The organism is Celeribacter ethanolicus (genome assembly GCF_002407265.1).
GTDB classification, from domain to species: domain Bacteria; phylum Pseudomonadota; class Alphaproteobacteria; order Rhodobacterales; family Rhodobacteraceae; genus Celeribacter; species Celeribacter ethanolicus.
On record NZ_CP022196.1, the window covers coordinates 824,655 to 845,927 of the forward strand.

Below are 21,273 nucleotides of genomic sequence, written 5' to 3' on the forward strand. Positions count from 1 at the left end.
ATGAAATAAATCATCTGTGCGAGTGGAGGCCGGAATGGCGGCAAGAATGGCAACCGAAACGAAAGAAACGGATGAAGGCCTCGCCCGGCAGCGGCTGCGGCTCTGGCTTCAGATGCTCAAGGCGGTGCGCCATATCGAGGCCAATCTGCGCGAGAAACTGCGCGAGGGCTATGACACCACCCTGCCCCGGTTCGACGTTCTGGCCGCCCTCCACGCCACGCCCGAGGGCATGAAGATGAGCGAGCTGTCGCAGCATCTCGTGGTGTCCAACGGCAATGTCACCGGCGTCGTCGACCGTCTGGTCGGCGAAGGTCTGGCCGAACGCCAGACCATGGAAAGCGACCGCCGCGCCTTTCTCGTGCGGATCACCGACAAGGGCCGCGCGCTGATGGATGAAATGACCGCCGAACATCGTGGCTGGATCGACGAGATGTTCGAGAACGTCTCGGAATCCGACGCGGCGCGGGGCATTTCGATCATGCTCGACATCCGGCACAAGGACTGAGCCGGGCGCGCGCCTTGGCTCGCCTCAAATCAGCGACTTCTTGTAGGCCTCCGGGTCCATGTCACGAATGTCGGCGCTGATCGCCTCAATTGTCGGACAGAGTTGCCGCAGCTTCGCAACCATGGCCTGCGAGAGCCGAAGTTTTGCCTCCGGCGTCCGTCCGGCGAGCATCGAGATCGTCATATGGATGAACGAGCGCCGCCCGTCACCGAACAGGATCGCCTCGGCGGGCACAAGCCGCACCTTGATGTCCTGGCGCTGCATCACGCCGCTCCCCGCCGCCGTCTCAAGTGCCGCGTCGAGCACGGCGGCGCGATCGAACGCCTCCGTGCAGAAATACTCGATCACCACATGCGGCATCAGAAAATTCCGAAATATTCGTGCTGTTCCCATTCCGTGACGATGCTGAGATAGCGTTTCCATTCGGCGCGTTTCAGCGTCGACATGTATTCCGTGAACTCCGCCCCCAGAGCGTCGCGGAACAGGCTTCCACGCTCAAAGGCCTCGATGGCGGCGATCAGGCTCGGCGGCAGAGCCCGGGCGTCATTGTCATAGGGGTTCTCGACCGGCGCAGGCGCGGTCAGCCCCTGCTCCAACCCTGACACGCCCGAGAGGATTTGTGACGCGAAATAGAAATACGGGTTGGCGGTGGGTTCGGCCACACGGTTCTCGATCCGGCTCGCCCCATCCCCCGGCACCATCAGCGCCCGCACCATGGCGCCCCGGTTGTCATACCCCCATTCGATCCGATCAGGTGCGAGCTGGAAGGGCTGATAGCGTTTGTAGCCGTTGACCGTCGGCGTGGTCAGCAGACAGCTTTCCGACGCATGGGCCAGAAGGCCTGCGATCCATGCCGAGACCTCCGGCGTCAAAGCCCCCGCCTCCGCTGGGATAAACACATTCTCGCCCTTGCCGTTCACCAGCGACTGGTGCAGGTGCCAGCCGCTCGACGCGCTGTTGGGCAGTTTCGGACGGCACATGAAGGTGGCGTGCAGGCCTTCGCGGGCGCAGACCTCTTTGACCATGGTGCGGAACATGATCATGTTGTCGGCGTGCGTCATCGGATCGGCGGGCTCGAAAGTGAATTCGAACTGGCTCGGCCCCATTTCCACCTCGGTCGAGCGCACCGGCAGGCCCAAAGCCTGCGCGTTGCGACGCAGAAGGTCCATTACCGGTTCCAGCCGGTCGTAATTCGTCTCCGCAAGGTATTGGTAGCCCTGATCGAGCAGCCTGGTCCTGACCGGCTGACCGGGCATCCCGGCCTCGTGGTGGCCAAGGCTGTCGCCGTCGCGGTCAAACACATGGAACTCGACCTCAAGCCCGACGATAAGGCTATACCCCAGCCCCGAAAGCTTCTCGACCGCCTTGCGTAGCACCGGGCGCGGCGCAAACGGGATCGGCGTGCCGTCACGCGTGTAGGGATCGCAGAACAGCCATGCCGAATGCGGCGACCACGGCAGGATGCGAAACGTCGCCGGATCGGGCACCAGCAACATATCCCCCGCCCCCGACATGGTCGCCATAACGCCTTCGCTTTTGCCGTCCCAGATCGGGAACACCGTGCGGTTCGACGTGTCCTTGAGCAACAGCGTGCCCGGCAGGTTCAGCCCCGAGCGGAACACCGAGGCCAAAGCGCCCGCCGTCACTGTCTTGCCTCTGAGCAACCCGTGCTGGTCGGCAAAGACCACGCGCACCGTCTCGACCTTGCCGCCATCAAGCTGGCCCAGAAGATCGGCGGCCTTTTGCACTTGGGCGGCGGACAAAAGCCCCTCGCGCGCGAGGCGGCCGGAGCTGAGTTTTTCGAGATAGGCGGAGGTCATGCGTGTGGTCCCCATTGACTTTGACGGGTTGGCTTTTGCGACGGGCCCCGAAAGGCCCGTCGAAATGGCGTTTTTAAACCGGAGCGGCGCTCAGATGATCGCATCCCAAGAGCAACCGCCGCGACGGATACCGTCCTCGGTCTTATAGGCTGCATCGACATCCCCGTCCGCAGCAATGGCATCGACAGAGATCGGCCCGAAGACGGTCGAAGCGTCCACCTTTTGCATCGGCAATGCATCCTCGCCGCCCTCCTTGAGCGCCGCAATCGCGGCCCGGAGCATGCGGCGATATTTGATGATCGCCACGTCGGATTTGCCCAAATGTTCATCGGTGCGATCCTGTATCGCCCCCATGCTTTCGACCGCCCATTGGTCATGCACGTTGATGTCGAGCCCCATGCCGGTGTAGGTCTCGCGCTCCTGCTCGTCCGGGTTGTAGCCGTAATTGTTGCGCTTGTTCTTCAAGGGCGCGTAATCCGGCAGGCGGTGTTCTTTGAGGCGTTGTTCGCGCATCAGTTCCTTGTTCACCGGCTCTTTGAAGCTGGTGAAAATCGAGTACCAGTAGCAGTTTTCATCGTCGATCGGCACGTGCCATTGGGTGATGATCATCTCCCGGCTCATCGGGATGGAGATCGCTTCCGGGAAGATCTGATTGGTGATGCGCACATGCACACGACCGTCGTCGAGATGACGCAGCGCGGTGATCTTGATGCCGAACTCGGTCTCGTCGACGGAGATCGCCGGGCGCGGGTATTCGCGCAGCAGTTTCGTCATCGGGATCTCGGTGTTCGCCGCCTTGTCCCGAAACTGTTTGCCGTAGCTGTCCGCCGGGTCCTCGTCCTGAAGGAAACGGTGCAGGAAAGAGGCGTGTGCCGGGTCGATGCCGACTTCCATGGCTTGCAACCAGTTGCATTCCCACAGGCCCTTGAAGGCGAAAACATGGCTGTCAGGCGCGCGGAAACAGTCGAAATTCGGGAATTCCGGCGGCTCGCCCGGCCCCATATAGGCCCAGACGATACCCGCACGTTCCTCGACCACATAAGAGCGCGCCTTGATGTTTTCGTGCATGCGCGAGCCTTCGGGTTCTGCGGGCTGTTCGACACATTGGCCGTCGCGGTTGAAATGCCAGCCGTGGAACGGGCAGCGCAGACCGTTGTCTTCAAGACGACCAAAACACATGTCGGCACCGCGGTGCGGACAGTGGCGCTGAATGAGGCCGAGCTTGCCCTCGCTGTCGCGGAACAACACGAGGTCCTCGCCCATCAGCCGTACCGGCACCACCGGGCGTTTCGTGTTGAGTTCTTCGGACAAAGCGGCGGGTTGCCAATAGCGGCGCAACACCTCGCCCGCATCGGTTCCCGGACCCACGCGGGTCAGACTGTCATTCTGGCTTTGGCTCATCATGGTGGGGGTCTCCTTCCTATGAATGGACAGGTCCGGCTCAGGCCGGGACCTCGAAAACGGTGCCCGCAAGCTCGGGCATGACTTTGATCTGACAGGACAGCCGACTGGTCTCACGGCGCGGGCTTTCCGCGAAATCGAGCATGTCGGCCTCATAGTCGCCCGGGGCTTCGAACCCCTCGGGCGCATAGACGTGACAGGTGGCGCAGGACAGGCTGCCGCCGCATTCACCTTCGATGCCGGGGATGCCCGCCATCACGGCGGCTTCCATCACGGTACGACCGGACTGGACCTCGACCGGCGTCTCGGAGCCGTCGCTTTGGCGAAAGATCAGGGGGACGGATGTCATCTTGGTCTCCTCAGACATGGGCAGATATTGGTGTATTATCGCCCATTTGGTGTATTTTAATTTCAGACATGCGAAGACCGGAAGGCCGGTTTTCGCGAGATGTGTTAGAGCCGTCCGGTGAGCAACAAAGAGATCGCCGGGAAGGCCAGAAGGATGCCGAGGCGGATCACATCGGTGATCACGAAAGGGATTACGCCGACCATGATTTTCGACAGCGACGTGCCGCGCGAGGCGCTTTTGACCATGAAGAGGTTCATGCCCACGGGCGGCGTGATCAGGCCAAGCTCCACCGTCACCACGGCGATCACCCCGAACCAGATCGGGTCGAACCCGTTGGCGAGGATCACCGGGAAAAAGATCGGCACGGTCAGGAGGATCATCGCGAGGCTTTCCATGAAGCAGCCGAGGATCACGTAGAACAGCAGGATGGAGAGCAGCACCTGCCAGGGGCCGAAGCCGCTGGTGTTCAGGAAATCAACCAGCGCGTTGGAGAGCTGGGAGGTGGAGAGCACGAAACCAAACACCTCCGCCCCGATCAGGATCAGGAAGATCGAACCGCTGGTGGCGATGGTCTCGGTGAAGGCCGCAATCAATTCGGCGCGCGGCACCTTGCGCCAGAGCGCGAAGATCAGCGCGAGCGCGGCCCCGACGCCCCCCGCCTCGGTCGGCGTAAAGAAATTGCCGTAAAGCCCGCCCATGACGAGACCGAAAAGCACGAGGGAGGGCGCAAACAGACGCAGGATTTCGAAATGGCCTTTCGGCGCGATTTCCTCGTCGGTGATCCGGGACGCGCCCTCTTCCGGCGGCCAGATCTTTGCCATGATCAGGATCGTGACGAGATAAAGCAGGAAGGCGAGAATACCCGGCAGGATGCCCGCAAGGAACATCGTGCCCACCGATTGCTCGGTGATCAGCGCGTAAAGCATGAGCGCAATGGAGGGCGGGATCAGAATGCCCAAGGTTCCACCTGCGGCGAGCGAACCGGTGGCGAGACGGGTGTCATAGCCGTGGGATTTCATCTCCGGATAGGCGACGCGAGTCATGGTGGAGGCGGTGGCGAGCGACGATCCCGAGACGGTGGAGAATACCGCGCTCGCCGTTACCCCCGCCGCCGCCAGCCCACCGGACCAACCGCGGGTCAAAAGCAAAGCCCCCCGGAACAGATCGGCGGCGACACCGGAGCGCGAGATCAGGTTGCCCATCAGCAGGAACAGCGGAATGAGCGTAAAGCTGTAGCTCGTCACCGTCTCGAACGTGGCGGTTTTCAGGATGCTGAGCGCGGGGGAGATGCCGATGATGGCGGAAAACCCGGCAAAGCCGACGGCGATCATGGCCAGCCCGATCGGCGCGCCCAAGATCACGATGACGAACATCGCGGCGATGGAAATATATCCGATGATCAGGGGCGTCATTATGAGAGCTCCGCATGGTGGCCATCGGCGGTGAGCGCTTCTCTGAGCGCGATCACGGCCAAGGCAAGGCATTCGAGCGTATAGAACCCGTAGATCAGGAACATCGGAATGCGCAGGTCCTGAGTTTCCTCGGAGCGGGAGAATGTGGCCTGCGTTTCATGCCAGAACAGCCAGACCAGCACGAGGGCGAAGGCCAGAATGCCGACGAACCACAACCGCGCGACCAGCGCCTTGAGCAAAGGCGGAAACCGCCCGACCAACAGGTCGACCGCGATCATACCACCGTTCAGCGAGGCTGCGAGCGCCGCAAGCGCGACAATGCCCAACAGGTAAGACACCTGTTCGATCGCACCGGGGATCATGAAATTCACCGCCGTGTCGGTGGCGTCGAAAACGATCCGTGCAAGCACGTTGAAGCCCACAACGAAGACCATATAGAGCAGACAGAGCGCCGCGATGCCGAGACAGGCGGCCTCCATCCATCCGGCGATGCGCCGGATTGCGGAGATAAGCATGTGCGTTCCTGTGACTTGTGTCAGCTTTGGAATTGGACTGGTTTGATGATGACGGGCCGCAAAGGGATCGAACGGCCCGCCAGAAGGTGAAACGGGCTCAGTTCAGCTCGGTCTCACAGTCCGAAACATAGCCTTTCACCGCCTCATAGGTCGCCGTTCCCGGCAGGCCCTGAGCGTTCAGGAAGGCGATATAGCTGTCGGTCGCGGCCTGTGCCGCCTCGTCCCATTTCGCGCGTTCCTCGTCGGACAGCTCGATCACGGTCGACTCGGTTTTCAGCCGTTCCAGCACTTTCGCGCCTTCCTCGTCATAGCCACGCCCGGCGGTCACCGCCCATTGCATGCCGGAATTGGCATCGACGGCGGCTTTGGCTTCGGGCGAGAGGGAGTCGTACTTGGCCTTGTTCATCGTCGAGATGAAGGCCAGTGCATAAAACCCGAACACGGTGTGATATTCGGTCAGTTCATCGAGACGGAAGCTGTCGACGCTTTCCCACGGCAGCATATAGCCGTCGATGGCCCCGCGTTGCAGCGCCTCATAGGTGTTCGGCGCGGGCATGCCCACCGGCTCGGCGCCCAGATTGGTCAGAAGCTCGCCCACAACCTGCGTCGGACGGCGCAGTTTCAGGCCCTTCATGTCCTCGAGCGTATAAACCGGCTTCTTGGAGGTGTGCAGATGCCCCGGATCGTGGGTGTGGACAAAGATGATATGCGTGTCGGCATATTCCTCATCCAAAGCCCCGGAGTCGTAGAGTTTCTGGAAGGCGCAGGAGCCGACCGCGCCGGTTTCGAAGAGGCCCGGAAGCTCCATGATCTGGCTCAGCGGGAAGCGCCCGGCGGTATAGCCCGGCACGGTCCAGGCGATGTCGGCAATGCCGGTGACGGCGTTGTCATAGCCCGCCGCCGCCTTGCCCAGCGTCTGCGCCGGAAAGACCTGAACGTCGACCGCGCCGCCCGACGCGGTTTCGACCGCCGTGGCCCAATCTTCGAAGATCGTCTGGTTCTGCCAACTTGCGGCTGACATGAAATGCGCATAGCGCAGCGTTTCGGCGGCATGGCCCGGAACAGCGGCTCCCAGCGCCAGCACGCTGGTAAGTGCGAGTTTTTTCAGCATGGCTATCCATTTCTCCCTGTTGGATTTGCTGTATGTAGATCCTGTGTCCCTTTTGGGATTCATCAGGTTTGTGCGATAATACACCAATTGGTCCGAATACGCACAGGCCTGTCAAGCCTCAAAGAGCCGTTCGACGGGTCTTGCCGGGGGTCGTACAATAAAGGCACAATATTTGGGCCGCTTTTTTTAAGAACCGAAGATCAAGGGCAAGAAACGTGCAGAGCGCCATCCCGACCAAAGACATTTCCCTCACCTTCATGAAAGGCATGACGGTGCTGCGCGCCTTCGACGAGACTCACAGCCGATTGACGCTCGCGGAAATCTCGCGCCTCACGGGGATCGAACGCGCCGTGGTGCGCCGTCTCGTGCTGACCCTCGTCTACCTCGGTTATGTCCGCAAGGACGAGAACCGCTATTCGCTCACACCGCATGTCCTTGTGCTCGGCAGCGGCTTTTTACGCGGCAACGAATTCGGTCGGGTGATCCAGCCGCTCATCGAAATGTGCGCCCGCGAGTTGGGCTATAGCGTCGGCCTCGCCATGCGCGACAGTTCGGACGCGGTCTATGTCGCGCAATCCTCGCAACAGAACGCCCGCTACACCTTCGGCTTCACGGTCGGCAGCCGTCTGCCGCTTCTGAGCACCTCGATCGGGCGGATGTTGCTCGCCTGGGGGGAACCGGACTGGGCAAAGGAGATGATCGCGACGCTGGAGATCGAGCGCTTCACCGCCGAGACTCTGATGGAGCGTGCCCAGATCGCCGAGGCTGTATACAGGACCCGTGAGCGTGGCGTCTCCATCGTCGAGGGCGAATTCGAGGCGGGCGCGGTGGGGATTTCCGTGCCGGTGGGGCCTTTGGGTCGTTCAGAAACCGCGCTGGGTCTGTCGGAACCGCAAACCGCGATCCGGCCCGAGGACTACGACCGGCTCACGGAAATCCTGCACCGCTACGCGGCGCAGATCGCGACCGCTTTGAAATAGGTCTCAGTGCCCGTAAACCTCGACACCCCGACGTTTGAGAAACGGATCGTTGACGAAGGTCCCAAGCGGCACAAGAGAGGCCACGAACGCCCGCCCCTTGTCGCGGCCCTGCCAGCCCAGGCCTCGCATCACGATCAGCATGAGTGCGAGATAGGCAAGGAAGGCATAGCCGTGAACCGGCCCCATCACCTTGACCCAACCCGGGTCCTCAAGCCCGTATTTGATCGGCATGGCGACGAAGAACAGCAGAATCGTGGTCACGCCCTCAATCAGGGCGATCACGCGGAACAGAGAGAACAGGCGCTTGTTTTTCGGCTCTTTCGGCGCGGGGGTCTGGGACATGCGGGCACTCCGGTGCGGTCTTGTTTTGGGGGCGTCTGGCGACGCTGAGCGCAGCGGCCGGACGGTGATTTGCGCGACCCTAGCAAACCGTGCCGCCAGGATGAACCCGCGCGCATTGCCGCAGGGCCACCCCGTCCTCGTTCGGTTCTGCGTCCACCGGATGGGTGGCCTCACATGCGCAATCCGTGGCAATCGGCGATGATCGGCCCGGCAAATATCGACTGACGTCGCGACAGGTGGAAATGGCTTTGGACAAAGCCGCCCGGGCTTCCTAGGCTGGGTCCGAAAGACACCGCCCGCAGGATCGCACATGCCGCCCCTGATCCCCGACACGCCACACGCCAAACCGGTCGAGGAACTGACCGCGCGCATGTCCGTCTCGCCAGAGCGGGGCCTGAGCGCCGAAGAGGCCGCGCGACGGCAAAAGGTATACGGCCCGAACCATCTGCGTCAGCGAAAACCGCGCAACCTCTTGTCCATCCTTCTGGCGCAATTCCAAAGCGTCGTGGTCTATCTTCTGGCTGCGGCCGCCGCTCTGGCGCTCGCCATGGGCGATCTGCCAGAAGCGCTCGCCATCCTCGTCGTCCTGCTGATCAACGGGCTGATCGGTTTTCTCACCGAAGCGCAGGCCACGCGGTCGATGGAGGCGCTGCGGCGTCTCGCCGAAACCCGCTGCCGGGTGCGTCGCGGCGGGCAGGATCAAATGATCGCCGCACAAGACCTCGTGCCCGGCGACATCGTCGTGCTGGAGGCGGGTGATGTGGTCACCGCCGATCTGCGGTTGATCCGGTGCGCCGGAATGCAGGCCGACGAGTCGATCCTCACTGGCGAGGCCGTGCCGGTCGACAAGGACAGCGCCCCCGTTCCCGCCGACACCGATCTGGCCGAGCGCCGCTCCATGGCGTGGAAAGGCACCGCCATCACCCGCGGCACCGGCGAGGGGCTTGTGATCGGCACCGGCATGGAGACGGAAATCGGCCGGATCAGCCGTCTGGTTCAGGAGGCCCAGCCGGAGGCGACCCCGCTTGAGGCGCGGCTCGACCGGTTGGGGCAAAAGCTGGTCTGGCTGATGCTGGCGCTGGCCGGGGTGACCATTCTCGCGGGGCTGCTCCGCGGGCATCCGCTGGGCGAGATCGTCCAGACCGGTGTCGCGCTTGCCATCGCCGCCGTGCCGGAGGGGCTGCCGGTGGTCGCCACGCTCTGCCTGGCGCGCGGCATGTGGCGCATGGCCCGACGCAACGCGGTGATCAACCGGCTGTCCTCGGTCGAAACGCTGGGCGCGACGACGCTGATCCTGACCGACAAGACCGGCACGCTGACCGAGAACCGGATGACCGTGGTACGCTATCTGACCGAGGACGGCGCGCATACGATTCCGCCCGGAACTGTCGCGCCCCCGGCCCCCGGCTCGGCGCTGGAACTGGCGATGCGCATCGGCGCGCTGTGCAACTCTGCCGACATTGCTGAGCACGCCGAGACCGTGCCCACCGGCGATCCGATGGAGGTGGCGCTCCTGAGCATGGCGCAGCGCGCAGGTCTTGCGCAGGGGCCGGACGGTCCCGTCACCGAACATGCCTTCGATCCCGAGCGCATGATGATGACCCATGTCCATGCCGAAGGCGCGGGCTTTCTCTATGCCGTCAAGGGCGCGCCCGAAGCGGTGATCGCAGCCGCCGAACAAGAGCTGACCCCGGAGGGCCCCCGCCCGCTCTCCCCCGAGGTCCGCGCCGACTGGCGCAGCCGCGCTCAGGCCATGGCGTCCGAGGGGCTGCGCTGTCTGGCACTGGCGATGAAACACGATCCCCTGCCCGATGCCGCGCCCTACGCGGGTCTGACCCTGGTGGCGCTGGTGGCGCTCGCCGACCCGCTGCGCGCCGACATCCCGGACGCCATCGCCGCCTGCCACCGCGCGGGCATTCGGGTGATCATGCTGACCGGCGATCATGCCGCCACCGCCACGCGCATCGCCTCGGACGCCGGCATCGGCGATGGCGAAACGGTGGCTTTGACCGGCAAAGATCTCGCAGGTTTCGACCCCGCGCAGCTGGACGGCCCGGAGGCCAAGCGCGTCGGCCAAAGCGCCGTTTTCGCCCGCATCACACCCGAGACCAAACTCGCGCTGGTGCGATTCTTCCAGAACGCTGGCCATGTCGTGGCGATGACCGGCGACGGGGTGAACGATGCGCCCGCGCTCCGCAAGGCCGACATCGGCATCGCCATGGGCCAGCGCGGCACGGAGGTCGCCCGCGAGGCCGCCGATGTGGTGCTGCGCGACGATTCCTTTGCCACGATCATAGCTGCGGTGCGCGAAGGCCGGATCATTTTCGACAATATCCGCAAATTCGTCGTCTACCTGATGTCCTGCAACATCAGCGAGGTTCTGGTGGTCGGGCTAGCGGTCGGCGCAGGGCTTCCGGCGCCGCTTCTGCCGCTGCAAATCCTGTTCCTCAATCTGGTGACCGATATTTTCCCCGCCTTCGCCCTCGGCCTCAGCCGCGGTGACGCAAGCGTGCTGGAGCGCGCGCCCCGCGATCCCGCCGAGCCGATCATGCGCCGGGCCGACTGGCGGCGGGTGATCGTGTTGGGCGGTGCGATCACGCTTGCGACCATCGCGGCTTTCCTCCTCGCGCTGCGCCATCTGGCCCTGCCGCCGCATCAGGCCGTGACCGTCGCCTTTCTGACGCTCGCTCTGGCGCAGCTCTGGAACGTGTTCAACGCCCGCGCGCCGGGCCGCCGGGCGTTGCGCGACGGCGACATCGACAATCCCTATGTCTGGGGCGCGATCGCGCTTTGCCTGCTGCTGATCGCCGGGGCCGTGCTGATCCCCGGTCTGGCAACGCTGTTACAACTGCCCTACCCCGGCCATACGGGCGTTCTTCTCGCACTTGGCATGAGCCTTGTGCCTCTGATCTTTGGTGCCGCCTATCTCGTGCGCGCACACGATTGAGGCGGGATCAGCCGAACGGTCGGCTGGCCGCCGCCAGACGCCGATCCAGAAGCCGCCCACGCAATCGCGACAGCTCACCAGCACAGGCGGGGTCCCCGGCGCGGTTCAACCGCTCGCCTTCCACGCTGTCCAGATCGAACAACATCGGCGGCACGCCCCCCGCAAAATGCACGTATTTCCACCGCGCCTCGCGCAGGATCACCGCGCGGCACTGTTCGGGCGGCAGACCAAATGCGCGCTCAAACCGCGTCGGCTGGCCCGGTTCGCCGAACTCGACCTCCATCATCACCGCATCGCGCCAGTCTTCCGGGATCTCTCCCCTGAGCCAGGGCATCAGAGAGCGCCCGTCCATCTGTGCCGATGCCACACCGCCCAGCCATTCGAGGATGGTCGGCGCAATATCGACGCTTTCCGTGAGCGCCGTCACGCGCCCCGACACACCGCCCGGCATGCGGATCATCAGTGGCACATGATAGGCCGCCTCGAAGACACTGTCCTTGCCCCAATGCCCGTGATCGCCGAGCATCTCGCCGTGATCGGCACAGAGCACCACCATGGTGTTTTCTGTCTGCCCGGTGTCGTCGAGAAACTGCATCAACCGCCCGAGATGGTGATCAACCTCAGACAAAAGCCCGAGATAGGTCGCGCGCACCTTGGCCGCAGTCCCCTCCGAAATCGAAGCGCAATCGCCATCGAAGCCCCAGAACATGCCGAACTGGCTCCGCTCTGACTGCCACGCCGTCACGAAGGGATGATCGCACACCCCCTGGATCGGCGCGGGCACCGCCGCCGGATCGACCTGCCTGTGGTACGGCGCAGGGGCGACAAAAGGCGGATGCGGCCGGATATAGGTCACATGTGCGAACCACGGTTTTGATCGGCGCACCGCCATGGCGCTGAGCGTCCGATCGGTCAGATAGGCCGTGTCGCTGTCCTCCGCGCGATAAAGCGCGGGACCGCCCAATACATCGCCTTCGGGCCGGTAGAGCCGCCAGATGTCCGGGCTTTCCGCCTGAAACGTGCCATAGCCTTTGGCCTGAAGATAAGCGGGCCATTCCGCCCCCTGCTCCAGCCGCATCTCCACGATTTCGCGAAACCCCGGCAGAACGCTTTCATAGGTGCGATTGTCCGGGTCGTTCGGATGCAGGCCGGTGGGATCTGGCTGCACATCCGTATAGCCGAACAGCAAGGGTTCATAGCCGAGCTTGCGCGCCTCAAGCGCGATGTTGCCCGTCCCCGGCGTCAGAGGCGCACCGTTGCGGATCGCACGATGGGTCATGGCATATTGCCCGGTGAGCAAGCTCGCCCGCGACGGACCGCAGGGCGCAGTCACCGTGAAATGGCGCTCAAAGCTCACGGCACCGGCGCGAAACGCATCGAGGTTCGGCGTCGGCAGCGCCTCGGCAAGCGCACCGAACACGGCATCGGCGCGCAGCTGGTCGATGACGATGAACAGCACATTGTTTTTCCGTGCCCGGTTCCCTGTCCCTGCGGTCATGCGCGTCCTCATGTCTTCGTCACCGGCGACTGTCCACCGGATGGGTCGCTTTGACAAGCGACCACGACACGCGCAGACCGAAATCTCCGGGAACATGGCGTTCGGAGCAAGCATGCGCCCGACTCTCCGTCTCTTTTCCGGAAAAGTTCAGGCGCAATCGGGCGAGGCCCTACCAGCTCAAGCTCCGAATGCAAGGTCGATCCTCTCGGCTCATCTGCGGCGAAACAGGCCCTGCCTTTCAGTCCAGAAAAGTCAACTCGGGCCTCCGGCAGACGGGGACATCCCCCCCAAGAAACTCCAGAAATCTCTGTACATACCGTCGCTTCCTACATCTCTCCGGCCAAACCATGAAATACCCGTCCCCGGTGCGCACTGCTTTCGGAAACGGCGCCACAAGCTGGCCGCCGGACAATGCGGACGACGTCAAAACCAGATCTCCGATCGAAAGCCCGTGCCCGGCCATCGCGGCCGCGTTGCCCTGCTCAAGCGTATCGAAGACCTGGCCCTGAGAAATATCCGCCAGCTCCGACATTCCGGTCCGCCCGAGCCAGCGCCGCCAGTCGCGCCGGTCCGGTGACGGGTGAATGAGATCGTATTTCCCGAGATCGCGGCCAAGATCGCGAGACATCGACGGAGCACAGATCGGGATCAGCCATTCATCAAAGAGTTTTGCGCTGCGGGTGCCAGATCCAAACTGACCGGACCCGAGCAGAATGGCGCAATCGTAAGGCTCGGTGAAAAAATCCACCGTGTCGATATCCATCCAGACACTGGAAATCTGCACGTCGAAACCGGGGGCACCGGCCCGAAAACGGCTGACGCTGTCAAGCAGCCAACGCATCGTCAGGGTCGAAGGCGCCTTGATCCGCAACACGTTTCTCTCGCTCTGAAAGACGCGGCAGGCGTCCTCGATCTGTTTGAAACCGTGTTTCAGACCTTCCGCAAAGATCTGCCCCTGCGGGGTCACTTCAAGCCGGGGGCCGTGCCGGTGAAACAGTTTACGCCCGAAATGTGCCTCGAGCGTCTTTATATGTTTGCTCACGGCACTTTGCGTCACGTTCAACTCCGCCGCCGCTCCGGTGGCCGAGCCGGTTCGGGCGGCAGCTTCGAAAGCGCGCAAAGCATAGAGAGGCGGGAGGGGTCTGTTCATGATCGAAACGCCCTATCGAAACTTTTACTCACGATAAACGACAGAATTTTCCATTTTTCAAGATCATGCCCCGCGCCGATAAAACCTCTGATCTTCAGCGGGAGAGGACATTTTTCATGCCGAATTTTTCACTTTTCATGGCATTTCATCGGGTCATATTGCCGATCGGCCTGTCCTTGAGGCCCGCCGGAAAGTGCGGGAGGATCGACTGACAGCAACGGAAACTGCCGTAGAATTATGATATTTACGACTGAATTGCCGACAGACCGCCAGCCTCCCCACATTCCGAACCAAACCAGAGAGGTCGCCCCTCATGAATTTCACACTTCTGTTCGCCTATCTGACCTCTATCGTCCTGCTGATCGCGACGCCGGGGCCGGTTGTCGCACTGGTGCTCACTACGGCGGCAAAACGTGGACGGCGTCAGGCGATTCTCACAGTCTTGGGCACCAACTGGGCCTCCCTTGTCCTGATCGGCACCGCGGCTCTGGTGATTTCCGGCCTGTTGACCATCGACGCCAGAGTGCTGACATGGGTCAGTCTCATCGGGTGCCTGTTCATCGCATGGATGGCCATTCAGGCGCTCCATCACACGTCGCCCCCTCCGGAGGCACAGCCCACTGAGCAATTACAATTGGCGCGGCGCGGCGCATCGTCCCTGTTGCACGGCTTTCTCGCAGGCATTTCCAATCCAAAGGACATCCTGTTCTTCGTTGCCTTTTTTCCGCAATTTGTCGGCATCACAAACCGCCACGAGATCAGCCTCATCATCCTGACCTTGCTCTGGATTCTTTTCGATTTCGCGATTCTCGTGAGCTACGCCGCCGCGATCCACACCAGCGCCTTCCGTCGCCACGCGCATCAGATCGCGCAAGTCTCCGCCGTCTTTCTGCTCTGCGTCGCCATCGCAGGGGGAGCCTATTCGGCCAACGACCTGCTTTTCGCAACACATCGCAACACATTGAGCGGCGAGCCATAGCATCACTCACCAGAAAAACACCAATCAAGCCCCCCCGGGCCGAGATCCGGAGCGACCTGCAAATTGCGCATTTCTGTGACAGCCTGAAAATATTTACCGAATATTCATCAAAACCCATTTGCCACTTCGGGCGCCACATGCATTCTTGTGCCAAATGTATCGAGGTCAGGGAGAAAGAATTTCGCTTTCCGCCCTGGCATCACGTCAAAAAGTTTGGTCGCGCCGACCTCAGGTTCGGTCTCTGCGCGAACGTTGAAGGGACTATAGGGACTATTATGCCATATGAATTTTCAGGGAACTTTTCCGTCAAGCAACGTGCAGTGCTGATCGCCTCCGCCTCTGCGCTGGCCTTGATGGTGGGCCTTGGCGGGCAGATCGCCAGCGCGGACACGCTTTACTGGGATGGGACAGACACCTCCGCCGATGCCGATGGCGGCACCGGCACCTGGACGACAGGCGGCACGAACTGGGATGACGCGGCCACTTCCGGCACCGAGACAGCCTGGTCGGACGGCGACGATGCGGTTTTTACGGCGGCCCCTGGCACTGTGACGGTGAACAGCGCGGGCGGCGCAGTGGTGGTCAATGACCTGACATTTGACTCGACCATCCTGAGTCCATCCTCGAACACCGTTGAGGGCGACACGCTGACCACCGCAAATGGCGACACCTCCATCATCATCGGCGAAGAAACCGTCTACTTCAACACAGACCTCGACGGCAGCGCCAACTCCACCGCCTTCACACTCTCCGGCACATCATCGAGCTCTTTCTCCCAGCTCGCTCTTCACGGGACCATCTCCGGCGGCTCCTTCACCCTCGAAGACAGCACCAGACTGTCGATCAGTGACGGCACACTCGATGTCGGCACCGGCACCATCGCGGTCACCGAGGACTCTTATCTCAACAGCAACAACCCGGCCAATGTGCTCACCGGGGACATCACGGTCGGAACAAATGCGCGTCTCACCTCCTACGGGACCGTGAACGGCGACATCACCAATGAAAGCGGATCGGCCTTCACCGCCTCGCTGGGCGGCACGGTCAATGGCGACATCACCAACACCGGCTCCACCGCCGACATGACAGTGACGTCTCTCGACCTCAACGTCACAGGCGATGTGACCAACACCGATGGCGCAACGCTGAACCTGGACGGCGATCTCACGGTCGGCGGCACCTTCACTCAGGACGACAATCCCTCGGATGCCGGCGATGTCAACTTCAATGGCAACACCCTGAGCGCCGATATTGTCGACATCGACGCGGATATCACCATCGGTGACGGCACCAATGGCGGCACGCTCAACTCTACCACATCGACAGATATCGAAACCGGCGCCACGGTCACCCTCGCGGACAGCAGCGCCAATCTGACATCGGACGGCACGATCACCGTCAACGGCACGGTCGACAATACCCATGGCGGCGTAATCTCTGCCACGACCGTGAATGTGAATAACGGCAGCATCGACACCAGCGGCACGTTCACCGCAACGACCACCAATGTCACCGCAGGAGACGGCGAAACCGCCGCGCTCAACAACACCGGCACGATCACCGGCAATATCGCAATCAGCAGCACCGGCACCGGCGCAGCCTCTGTCACCAACGACACGAGCGCGACAATCACCGGAAACGTAACGGTGGGCCCGGCCGCCAGCGGTTCGGCCAGTTTGGCCAACAGCGGAGAGATCTCCGGCACCGTGACCGTCGATGCGAATGGCACGTTTACCATGGACGACGGCTCTGTCGGCGCGCTGGTCAACAACACGGATGGGACCTCGACCCTGACGGGTGGCGAGGTCACCGGCACCACCACGGTCACCGGCGGCACGGTGACCTCCTCGGGCGATCTGACCGGCGGCGCGACGGTGACGGGCGGTACGCTCGACATCACCGGCGGCACCTCGGGCGCTGTCACCAACGCCAGCACGCTCGAACTGGGCGGCGGCACCGTGGCCTCTGTGACCCAGAGCGGCGGGTCGACCACCGTCGATGGCGACACCACCGTGACCGGCACGACCGACATCAACGGCGGCAGTTTCGCGGTCAATTCCGGCGCCACCCTCACCGGCAGCGTCGATCTCGACGCGAACACCACCTCAGGCACCATCTCCGGCACGGTCGACGGCGACGTCACCAGCGCCACGGAGGTCGATGTCGCGAGCGGCGGCGCGGTCACCGGCACGCTGTCGAACTCCGGCACGGGCTCCAGCAACGCGGGCACGGTCGGCGCGCTGGTCAACTCCGGCGGCACCTTCGACAACAGCGGCACCGTCACCGGCACCACCACGGTTTCGGGCGGCACGGTGACCTCCTCGGGCGATCTGACCGGCGGCGCGACGGTGACGGGCGGTACGCTCGACATCACCGGCGGCACCTCGGGCGCTGTCACCAACGCCAGCACGCTCGAACTGGGCGGCGGCACCGTGGCCTCCGTAACCCAGAGCGGCGGGTCGACCACCGTCGACGGCGACACCACCGTGACCGGCACGACCGACATCAACGGCGGGACCTTCGCGGTCAATTCCGGCGCCACCCTCACCGGCAGCGTCGATCTCGACACGAACGCCACCTCAGGCACCATTTCCGGCACGGTCAACGGCGACGTCACCAGCGCCACCGAGGTCGATGTGGCGAGCACCGGCGAAGTCACCGGCACGCTGTCGAACTCCGGCACGGGCTCCAGCAACGCGGGCACGGTCGGCGCGCTGGTCAACTCCGGCGGCACCTTCGACAACAGCGGCACCGTCACCGGCACCACCACGGTCACCGGCGGCACGGTCACCTCCTCGGGCGATCTGACCGGCGGCGCGACGGTGACGGGCGGTACGCTCGACATCACCGGCGGCACCTCGGGCGCTGTCACCAACGCCAGCACGCTCGAACTGGGCGGCGGCACCGTGGCCTCTCTCGACAACACCACGGGCAATGTCACCATGACCGGCGGTGAAATCACCGGCGATCTCGAGAATGCCAACAGCATGACAGTCGAAGGCGGCACCTTGTCGGGCAATGTCACCAACTCCGGCACGCTCAATGTTGCGGTTGATCAGACCGTGGGCGGCGATATCGACAACTCCGGCACCTTGGCTCTGACCACGGACGGCATCACCGTCGGCACCAGCGGCACATTGACAACGTCGGGCAATGTGACCACGGTCGGCACCGGTACGCTCTCGGCGGGCACCATCGTGATCGACAACGCGGCAACCTTCAATGGCACCACCGATCTCGACGGTTCGGTGGTGCTCGACGGGGACATCGAAAACGCCGCCACCCTCACCGTCTCCGGCGACATGACACTGACCGGCGATCTGACCAACACCGGGGGGCTGAGCTTTGGCGCCGCTCTCGATGCAGGCGGCAACGCGATCACCAACGATGGCGGCAGCTTCGACGTCACTGCGACGGGGTCGATCACCGATGGCGGTCTCCTGACCAACCAGAACGGCGGCGTGATGGGCTTTGCGGACGGCAGCACCAGCACCGTTTCCAGCACGGTCAACACCGGGGCCGGGAGCACGCTCACCGTCGACGGCACCCTCAACAGCGCCGGCGGGATCACCAACGACACGGACGCCACGCTGACCGTCGGTGCGACGGGCGAGATCACGGGCGCGCTCACCAACAGTTCGACCTTCGCGCTGAACGGCGGCTCCGTCGGCGCGGCGAGCAACCTCTCGGGCGGCACCATGACCGTCACCGGCGGCGGCACCGTGAACGGCACGCTCACCAATGCCGAGACGCTCGACATCACCTCCGGCACGCTCACCGTCAACGGTGGCAGCAGTAACAGCGGCACGGTCGACATCGCTGACGGCACGACGCTGGCCTCCGATCTCGACAACAGCGGCGACGTGACCCTGACCGGCGAGATCGACGGCAACCTGACCAACCGGAGCGGTGGCACGGTGACCGTGGACGATGCAGACTCCGCCGTCACCGGTACGACGGCCAACGCGGGCGATCTTCTGATCGACGACGGTGCGGTCCTGACCGCAGGCGGCACGGTGACCAACCAAAGCGGCGGTTTCATTGATCTGGCGGGCGATCTGGCCGGCAATGTGGTCAACCAGACAGGCGGCACGATCGAGACGACGGACGCGGCGGGCCTGATCGACGGCACACTGACCTCCGCGGGCACGATTGACGTGGACAGCGGCGAGACCCTGACCGTCACCGGGCTGACGACGCTTCAGAACGGATCGCAGACCACGGTCGAAGGCACGTATCTTGGCGACATCACCCTCGACAGCGGGGCCTCTCTGGATGTCGATGCAAGCGCCGTACTCGGCGCGGATACCGATACGAGCACCATCCAGAACGGCGGGGACATGACGCTGGGCGGCGATGTCTATGGCTCCCTGAGTGTGCTGAACAGCGGCTCTCTGCAGGTGTTCGACGATTTCATGCTGACCGGCAGCCTCGCGAACGCGGGCAACATGCAGGTGGAGACCGGCCTGACCATCTCGGCAGGCAGTTCGGCGGCGATCACCAACTCCGGCACCCTGATGCTTTACAGCGGCAGCTCGATTGTCGGACTGACCAACACCTCGGGGGGCACCACCTCCCTGGTCAACGAAACAGCCGGTGTCGCGAGCACGGCAACGATTGCCTCGCTCGACACCTCCGGCACGCTGGATCTGGCCAACGGTGTCGACACCGATGTGCTGAACATCACCGGCGACGCGGTGATCAACGGCACGGTGGAGATGGATGTCGATCTCTCCGAGGGCTCCAGCACCGGCGACCTCATCGCGGTCGGCGGCAATGTTTCGGGCAACGTCCACCTCAGCTTCAGCAACAGCAGCGGCAGCCTGGGTACGATCGACACGGGCGGAATCACGGTTCTGACCTATGGCGGCACCTCCTCACTGACGGTGACCGACACCAGCGGACTGGATACCTCGGGCGGTCTGGTGTACTCGCTCACCAAGGTCAACTCCAGCACAGGTTCCGGCAGCTACGTGATCGAAAGCTCGGTCGCCGACGGTGTCAGCGCGGTGGCCTCCTCGGTCGGTCTCATCCAGTCCCTTGTGGGCTCCGTGGTGAACCGCCCGACCTCGGCCTTCGTGGCCGGCTTCAACCCGGGCGAAAACGAGCCCTGCGGCTTCGGAAGCTGGGCACGCGCGACCGGGGGCAAGGCGGATGCCGACGGCAATTACACCGACGTGGGCACCGGGCGCAGCGGCACCAGCCCGCTCAGCCTGAACTATGGCGGGTTGCAGGCGGGCGGTGACTATTCCTGCTTCGGCGGCCATTTCAACGGCTGGAACCTCTCGTTCGGCGGCATCGTCGGGGTCAACACCGGCTCCTCCAAGAACGACGTCTACAGCTTCAGCGCCCTCACCGGGACCTCGACCGACACCGTGGTCAGCCGCACCAAGACCGATTTCGATCAGACCTATGTCGGGGGCTATGTCGTGGCAGAAAAAGATCGCTTCTTCGCCGATCTGCAACTGCGTCTGGAAGACACCGCCTTCACCTCGACCAACAGCGCTGTCGCGGGGTCGAACGGCACCGATCTCGGGCTGACCAATGCGGAATACGACAACACCGGTTACACCGTCTCCGGCTCCATGGGCTATGTCTTCCCGGACATCGACAAACGCGGCCTGAACTTCGTGACGACCGCCGGGTTCTCCTTCACCAGTTCGGAAACCGATCCGATCAACTTCGACAACGGCTCTGTGCTCGAACTCGAAGATGGCAAAACCCAAATCGGTTTCCTCAGCGGATCGCTGTCGAAAACCAAGATCGCCACGGATCAGAAGAGTGCGCTCAACTATTTCAGCACGCTCACGCTCTACAACGACTTCGCGGACGACCGCCTGGCGACCTATACCGACAGTGTGGGCGACACGAGCGATATTTCCCTCGAGTCTCTGGGGGCCTATGGCGAGTTGTCGCTGGGCATGAACTACACCCGCCTGCTGGAGCCGGGTGATTTCGGGGCGGCGAAAATGCTGAACGCCACCATCCGTCTCGATGGGCGCAAGGGTGAAAACCTCGAAAGCTGGGGGATCACGGGCCAGTTCCGTATCCAGTTCTGATCAGACGTGGCCCGCTCAGGCGGGCCATATCGCCTCTGAGGGAAGACGTGTTTTTCCTGTGGGTGATACGATTGCCGACGTCCTGAATATCGGCATGTTGCCCCGGAACCGTTTGACACGCCCCCCTGCACGGTATTCGATTGACGAGATAAGCGATGTATTCAGCGATCAGACACGGCGGCAGCGCCCGGAACGCGTCGGCAAG

At 63.1% G+C, this 21,273-nt stretch carries 15 protein-coding genes; 5 read left to right on the plus strand and 10 right to left on the minus strand.

Translation table 11 applies throughout. The features are described 5' to 3' along the window. Window positions 1-46 precede the first annotated feature (46 nt). Window positions 47-505: a MarR family winged helix-turn-helix transcriptional regulator gene (locus CEW89_RS04100; protein ID WP_066709539.1), complete on the plus strand. Its 459-nt coding sequence runs from the start codon at window positions 47-49 to the stop codon at window positions 503-505. A gap of 24 nt (window positions 506-529) precedes the next feature. On the opposite strand, the gene CEW89_RS04105 is transcribed toward CEW89_RS04100, so the two are convergent. The 7 genes from CEW89_RS04105 to CEW89_RS04135 all read right to left on the minus strand — a co-directional run bounded on the left by CEW89_RS04105 (window position 530) and on the right by CEW89_RS04135 (window position 7,113). After that, complete coding sequence (locus CEW89_RS04105; RefSeq protein ID WP_096804995.1) at window positions 530-865, minus strand: 5-carboxymethyl-2-hydroxymuconate Delta-isomerase; 336 nt, start codon at window positions 863-865, stop codon at window positions 530-532. Beyond that, window positions 865-2,325, minus strand: a complete 1,461-nt coding sequence (locus CEW89_RS04110; protein ID WP_096804996.1) for a glutamine synthetase family protein — start codon at window positions 2,323-2,325, stop codon at window positions 865-867. The genes CEW89_RS04105 and CEW89_RS04110 overlap by 1 nt, the downstream gene beginning before the upstream one ends. A gap of 90 nt (window positions 2,326-2,415) precedes the next feature. Further along, complete coding sequence (locus CEW89_RS04115; protein WP_096804997.1) at window positions 2,416-3,729, minus strand: aromatic ring-hydroxylating dioxygenase subunit alpha; 1,314 nt, start codon at window positions 3,727-3,729, stop codon at window positions 2,416-2,418. Between the two features lie 37 nt (window positions 3,730-3,766). Continuing rightward, window positions 3,767-4,075 (minus strand): 2Fe-2S iron-sulfur cluster-binding protein, encoded by a 309-nt coding sequence (locus tag CEW89_RS04120; RefSeq protein WP_096804998.1) that lies wholly within the window; start codon window positions 4,073-4,075, stop codon window positions 3,767-3,769. Window positions 4,076-4,179: 104 nt separating this feature from the next. Continuing rightward, window positions 4,180-5,487: a TRAP transporter large permease gene (locus CEW89_RS04125; protein WP_096804999.1), complete on the minus strand. Its 1,308-nt coding sequence runs from the start codon at window positions 5,485-5,487 to the stop codon at window positions 4,180-4,182. Further along, window positions 5,487-6,002 carry a TRAP transporter small permease gene (locus CEW89_RS04130; protein ID WP_096805000.1) on the minus strand — a complete coding sequence of 172 codons (516 nt, stop codon included), beginning with the start codon at window positions 6,000-6,002 and terminating at the stop codon, window positions 5,487-5,489. Before CEW89_RS04130 ends, CEW89_RS04125 begins: the two co-directional genes overlap by 1 nt. Window positions 6,003-6,099: 97 nt before the next feature. Beyond that, window positions 6,100-7,113: a TRAP transporter substrate-binding protein gene (locus tag CEW89_RS04135; RefSeq protein WP_157779755.1), complete on the minus strand. Its 1,014-nt coding sequence runs from the start codon at window positions 7,111-7,113 to the stop codon at window positions 6,100-6,102. A 215-nt stretch (window positions 7,114-7,328) separates the two neighbouring features. Here CEW89_RS04135 and CEW89_RS04140 point away from each other — a divergent pair, with 215 nt between their 5' ends. After that, window positions 7,329-8,093: an IclR family transcriptional regulator gene (locus tag CEW89_RS04140; RefSeq protein ID WP_096805002.1), complete on the plus strand. Its 765-nt coding sequence runs from the start codon at window positions 7,329-7,331 to the stop codon at window positions 8,091-8,093. 3 nt (window positions 8,094-8,096) lie between these two features. On the opposite strand, the gene CEW89_RS04145 is transcribed toward CEW89_RS04140, so the two are convergent. Beyond that, on the minus strand, window positions 8,097-8,435 hold the full coding sequence (locus CEW89_RS04145) for a DUF3817 domain-containing protein (RefSeq protein ID WP_066709509.1): 339 nt from the start codon (window positions 8,433-8,435) through the stop codon (window positions 8,097-8,099). A gap of 310 nt (window positions 8,436-8,745) precedes the next feature. Between CEW89_RS04145 and CEW89_RS04150 the strand changes: the two genes are divergently transcribed. Beyond that, complete coding sequence (locus tag CEW89_RS04150) at window positions 8,746-11,382, plus strand: cation-translocating P-type ATPase (RefSeq protein WP_096805003.1); 2,637 nt, start codon at window positions 8,746-8,748, stop codon at window positions 11,380-11,382. A gap of 7 nt (window positions 11,383-11,389) precedes the next feature. On the opposite strand, the gene CEW89_RS04155 is transcribed toward CEW89_RS04150, so the two are convergent. After that, complete coding sequence (locus CEW89_RS04155; RefSeq protein ID WP_157779756.1) at window positions 11,390-12,880, minus strand: alkaline phosphatase family protein; 1,491 nt, start codon at window positions 12,878-12,880, stop codon at window positions 11,390-11,392. Window positions 12,881-13,118: 238 nt separating this feature from the next. Continuing rightward, window positions 13,119-14,030, minus strand: coding sequence for a LysR substrate-binding domain-containing protein (locus CEW89_RS04160; protein ID WP_096805005.1), 912 nt, complete (start codon window positions 14,028-14,030; stop codon window positions 13,119-13,121). 313 nt (window positions 14,031-14,343) lie between these two features. On the opposite strand from CEW89_RS04160, the gene CEW89_RS04165 reads away from it, so the two are divergent. Together CEW89_RS04165 and CEW89_RS04170 are read left to right on the plus strand one after the other, a co-directional pair. Continuing rightward, on the plus strand, window positions 14,344-15,009 hold the full coding sequence (locus CEW89_RS04165) for a LysE family translocator (protein WP_096805006.1): 666 nt from the start codon (window positions 14,344-14,346) through the stop codon (window positions 15,007-15,009). 275 nt (window positions 15,010-15,284) lie between these two features. Further along, window positions 15,285-21,068 carry a hypothetical protein gene (locus CEW89_RS04170; protein WP_096805007.1) on the plus strand — a complete coding sequence of 1,928 codons (5,784 nt, stop codon included), beginning with the start codon at window positions 15,285-15,287 and terminating at the stop codon, window positions 21,066-21,068. Window positions 21,069-21,273: the final 205 nt, after the last annotated feature.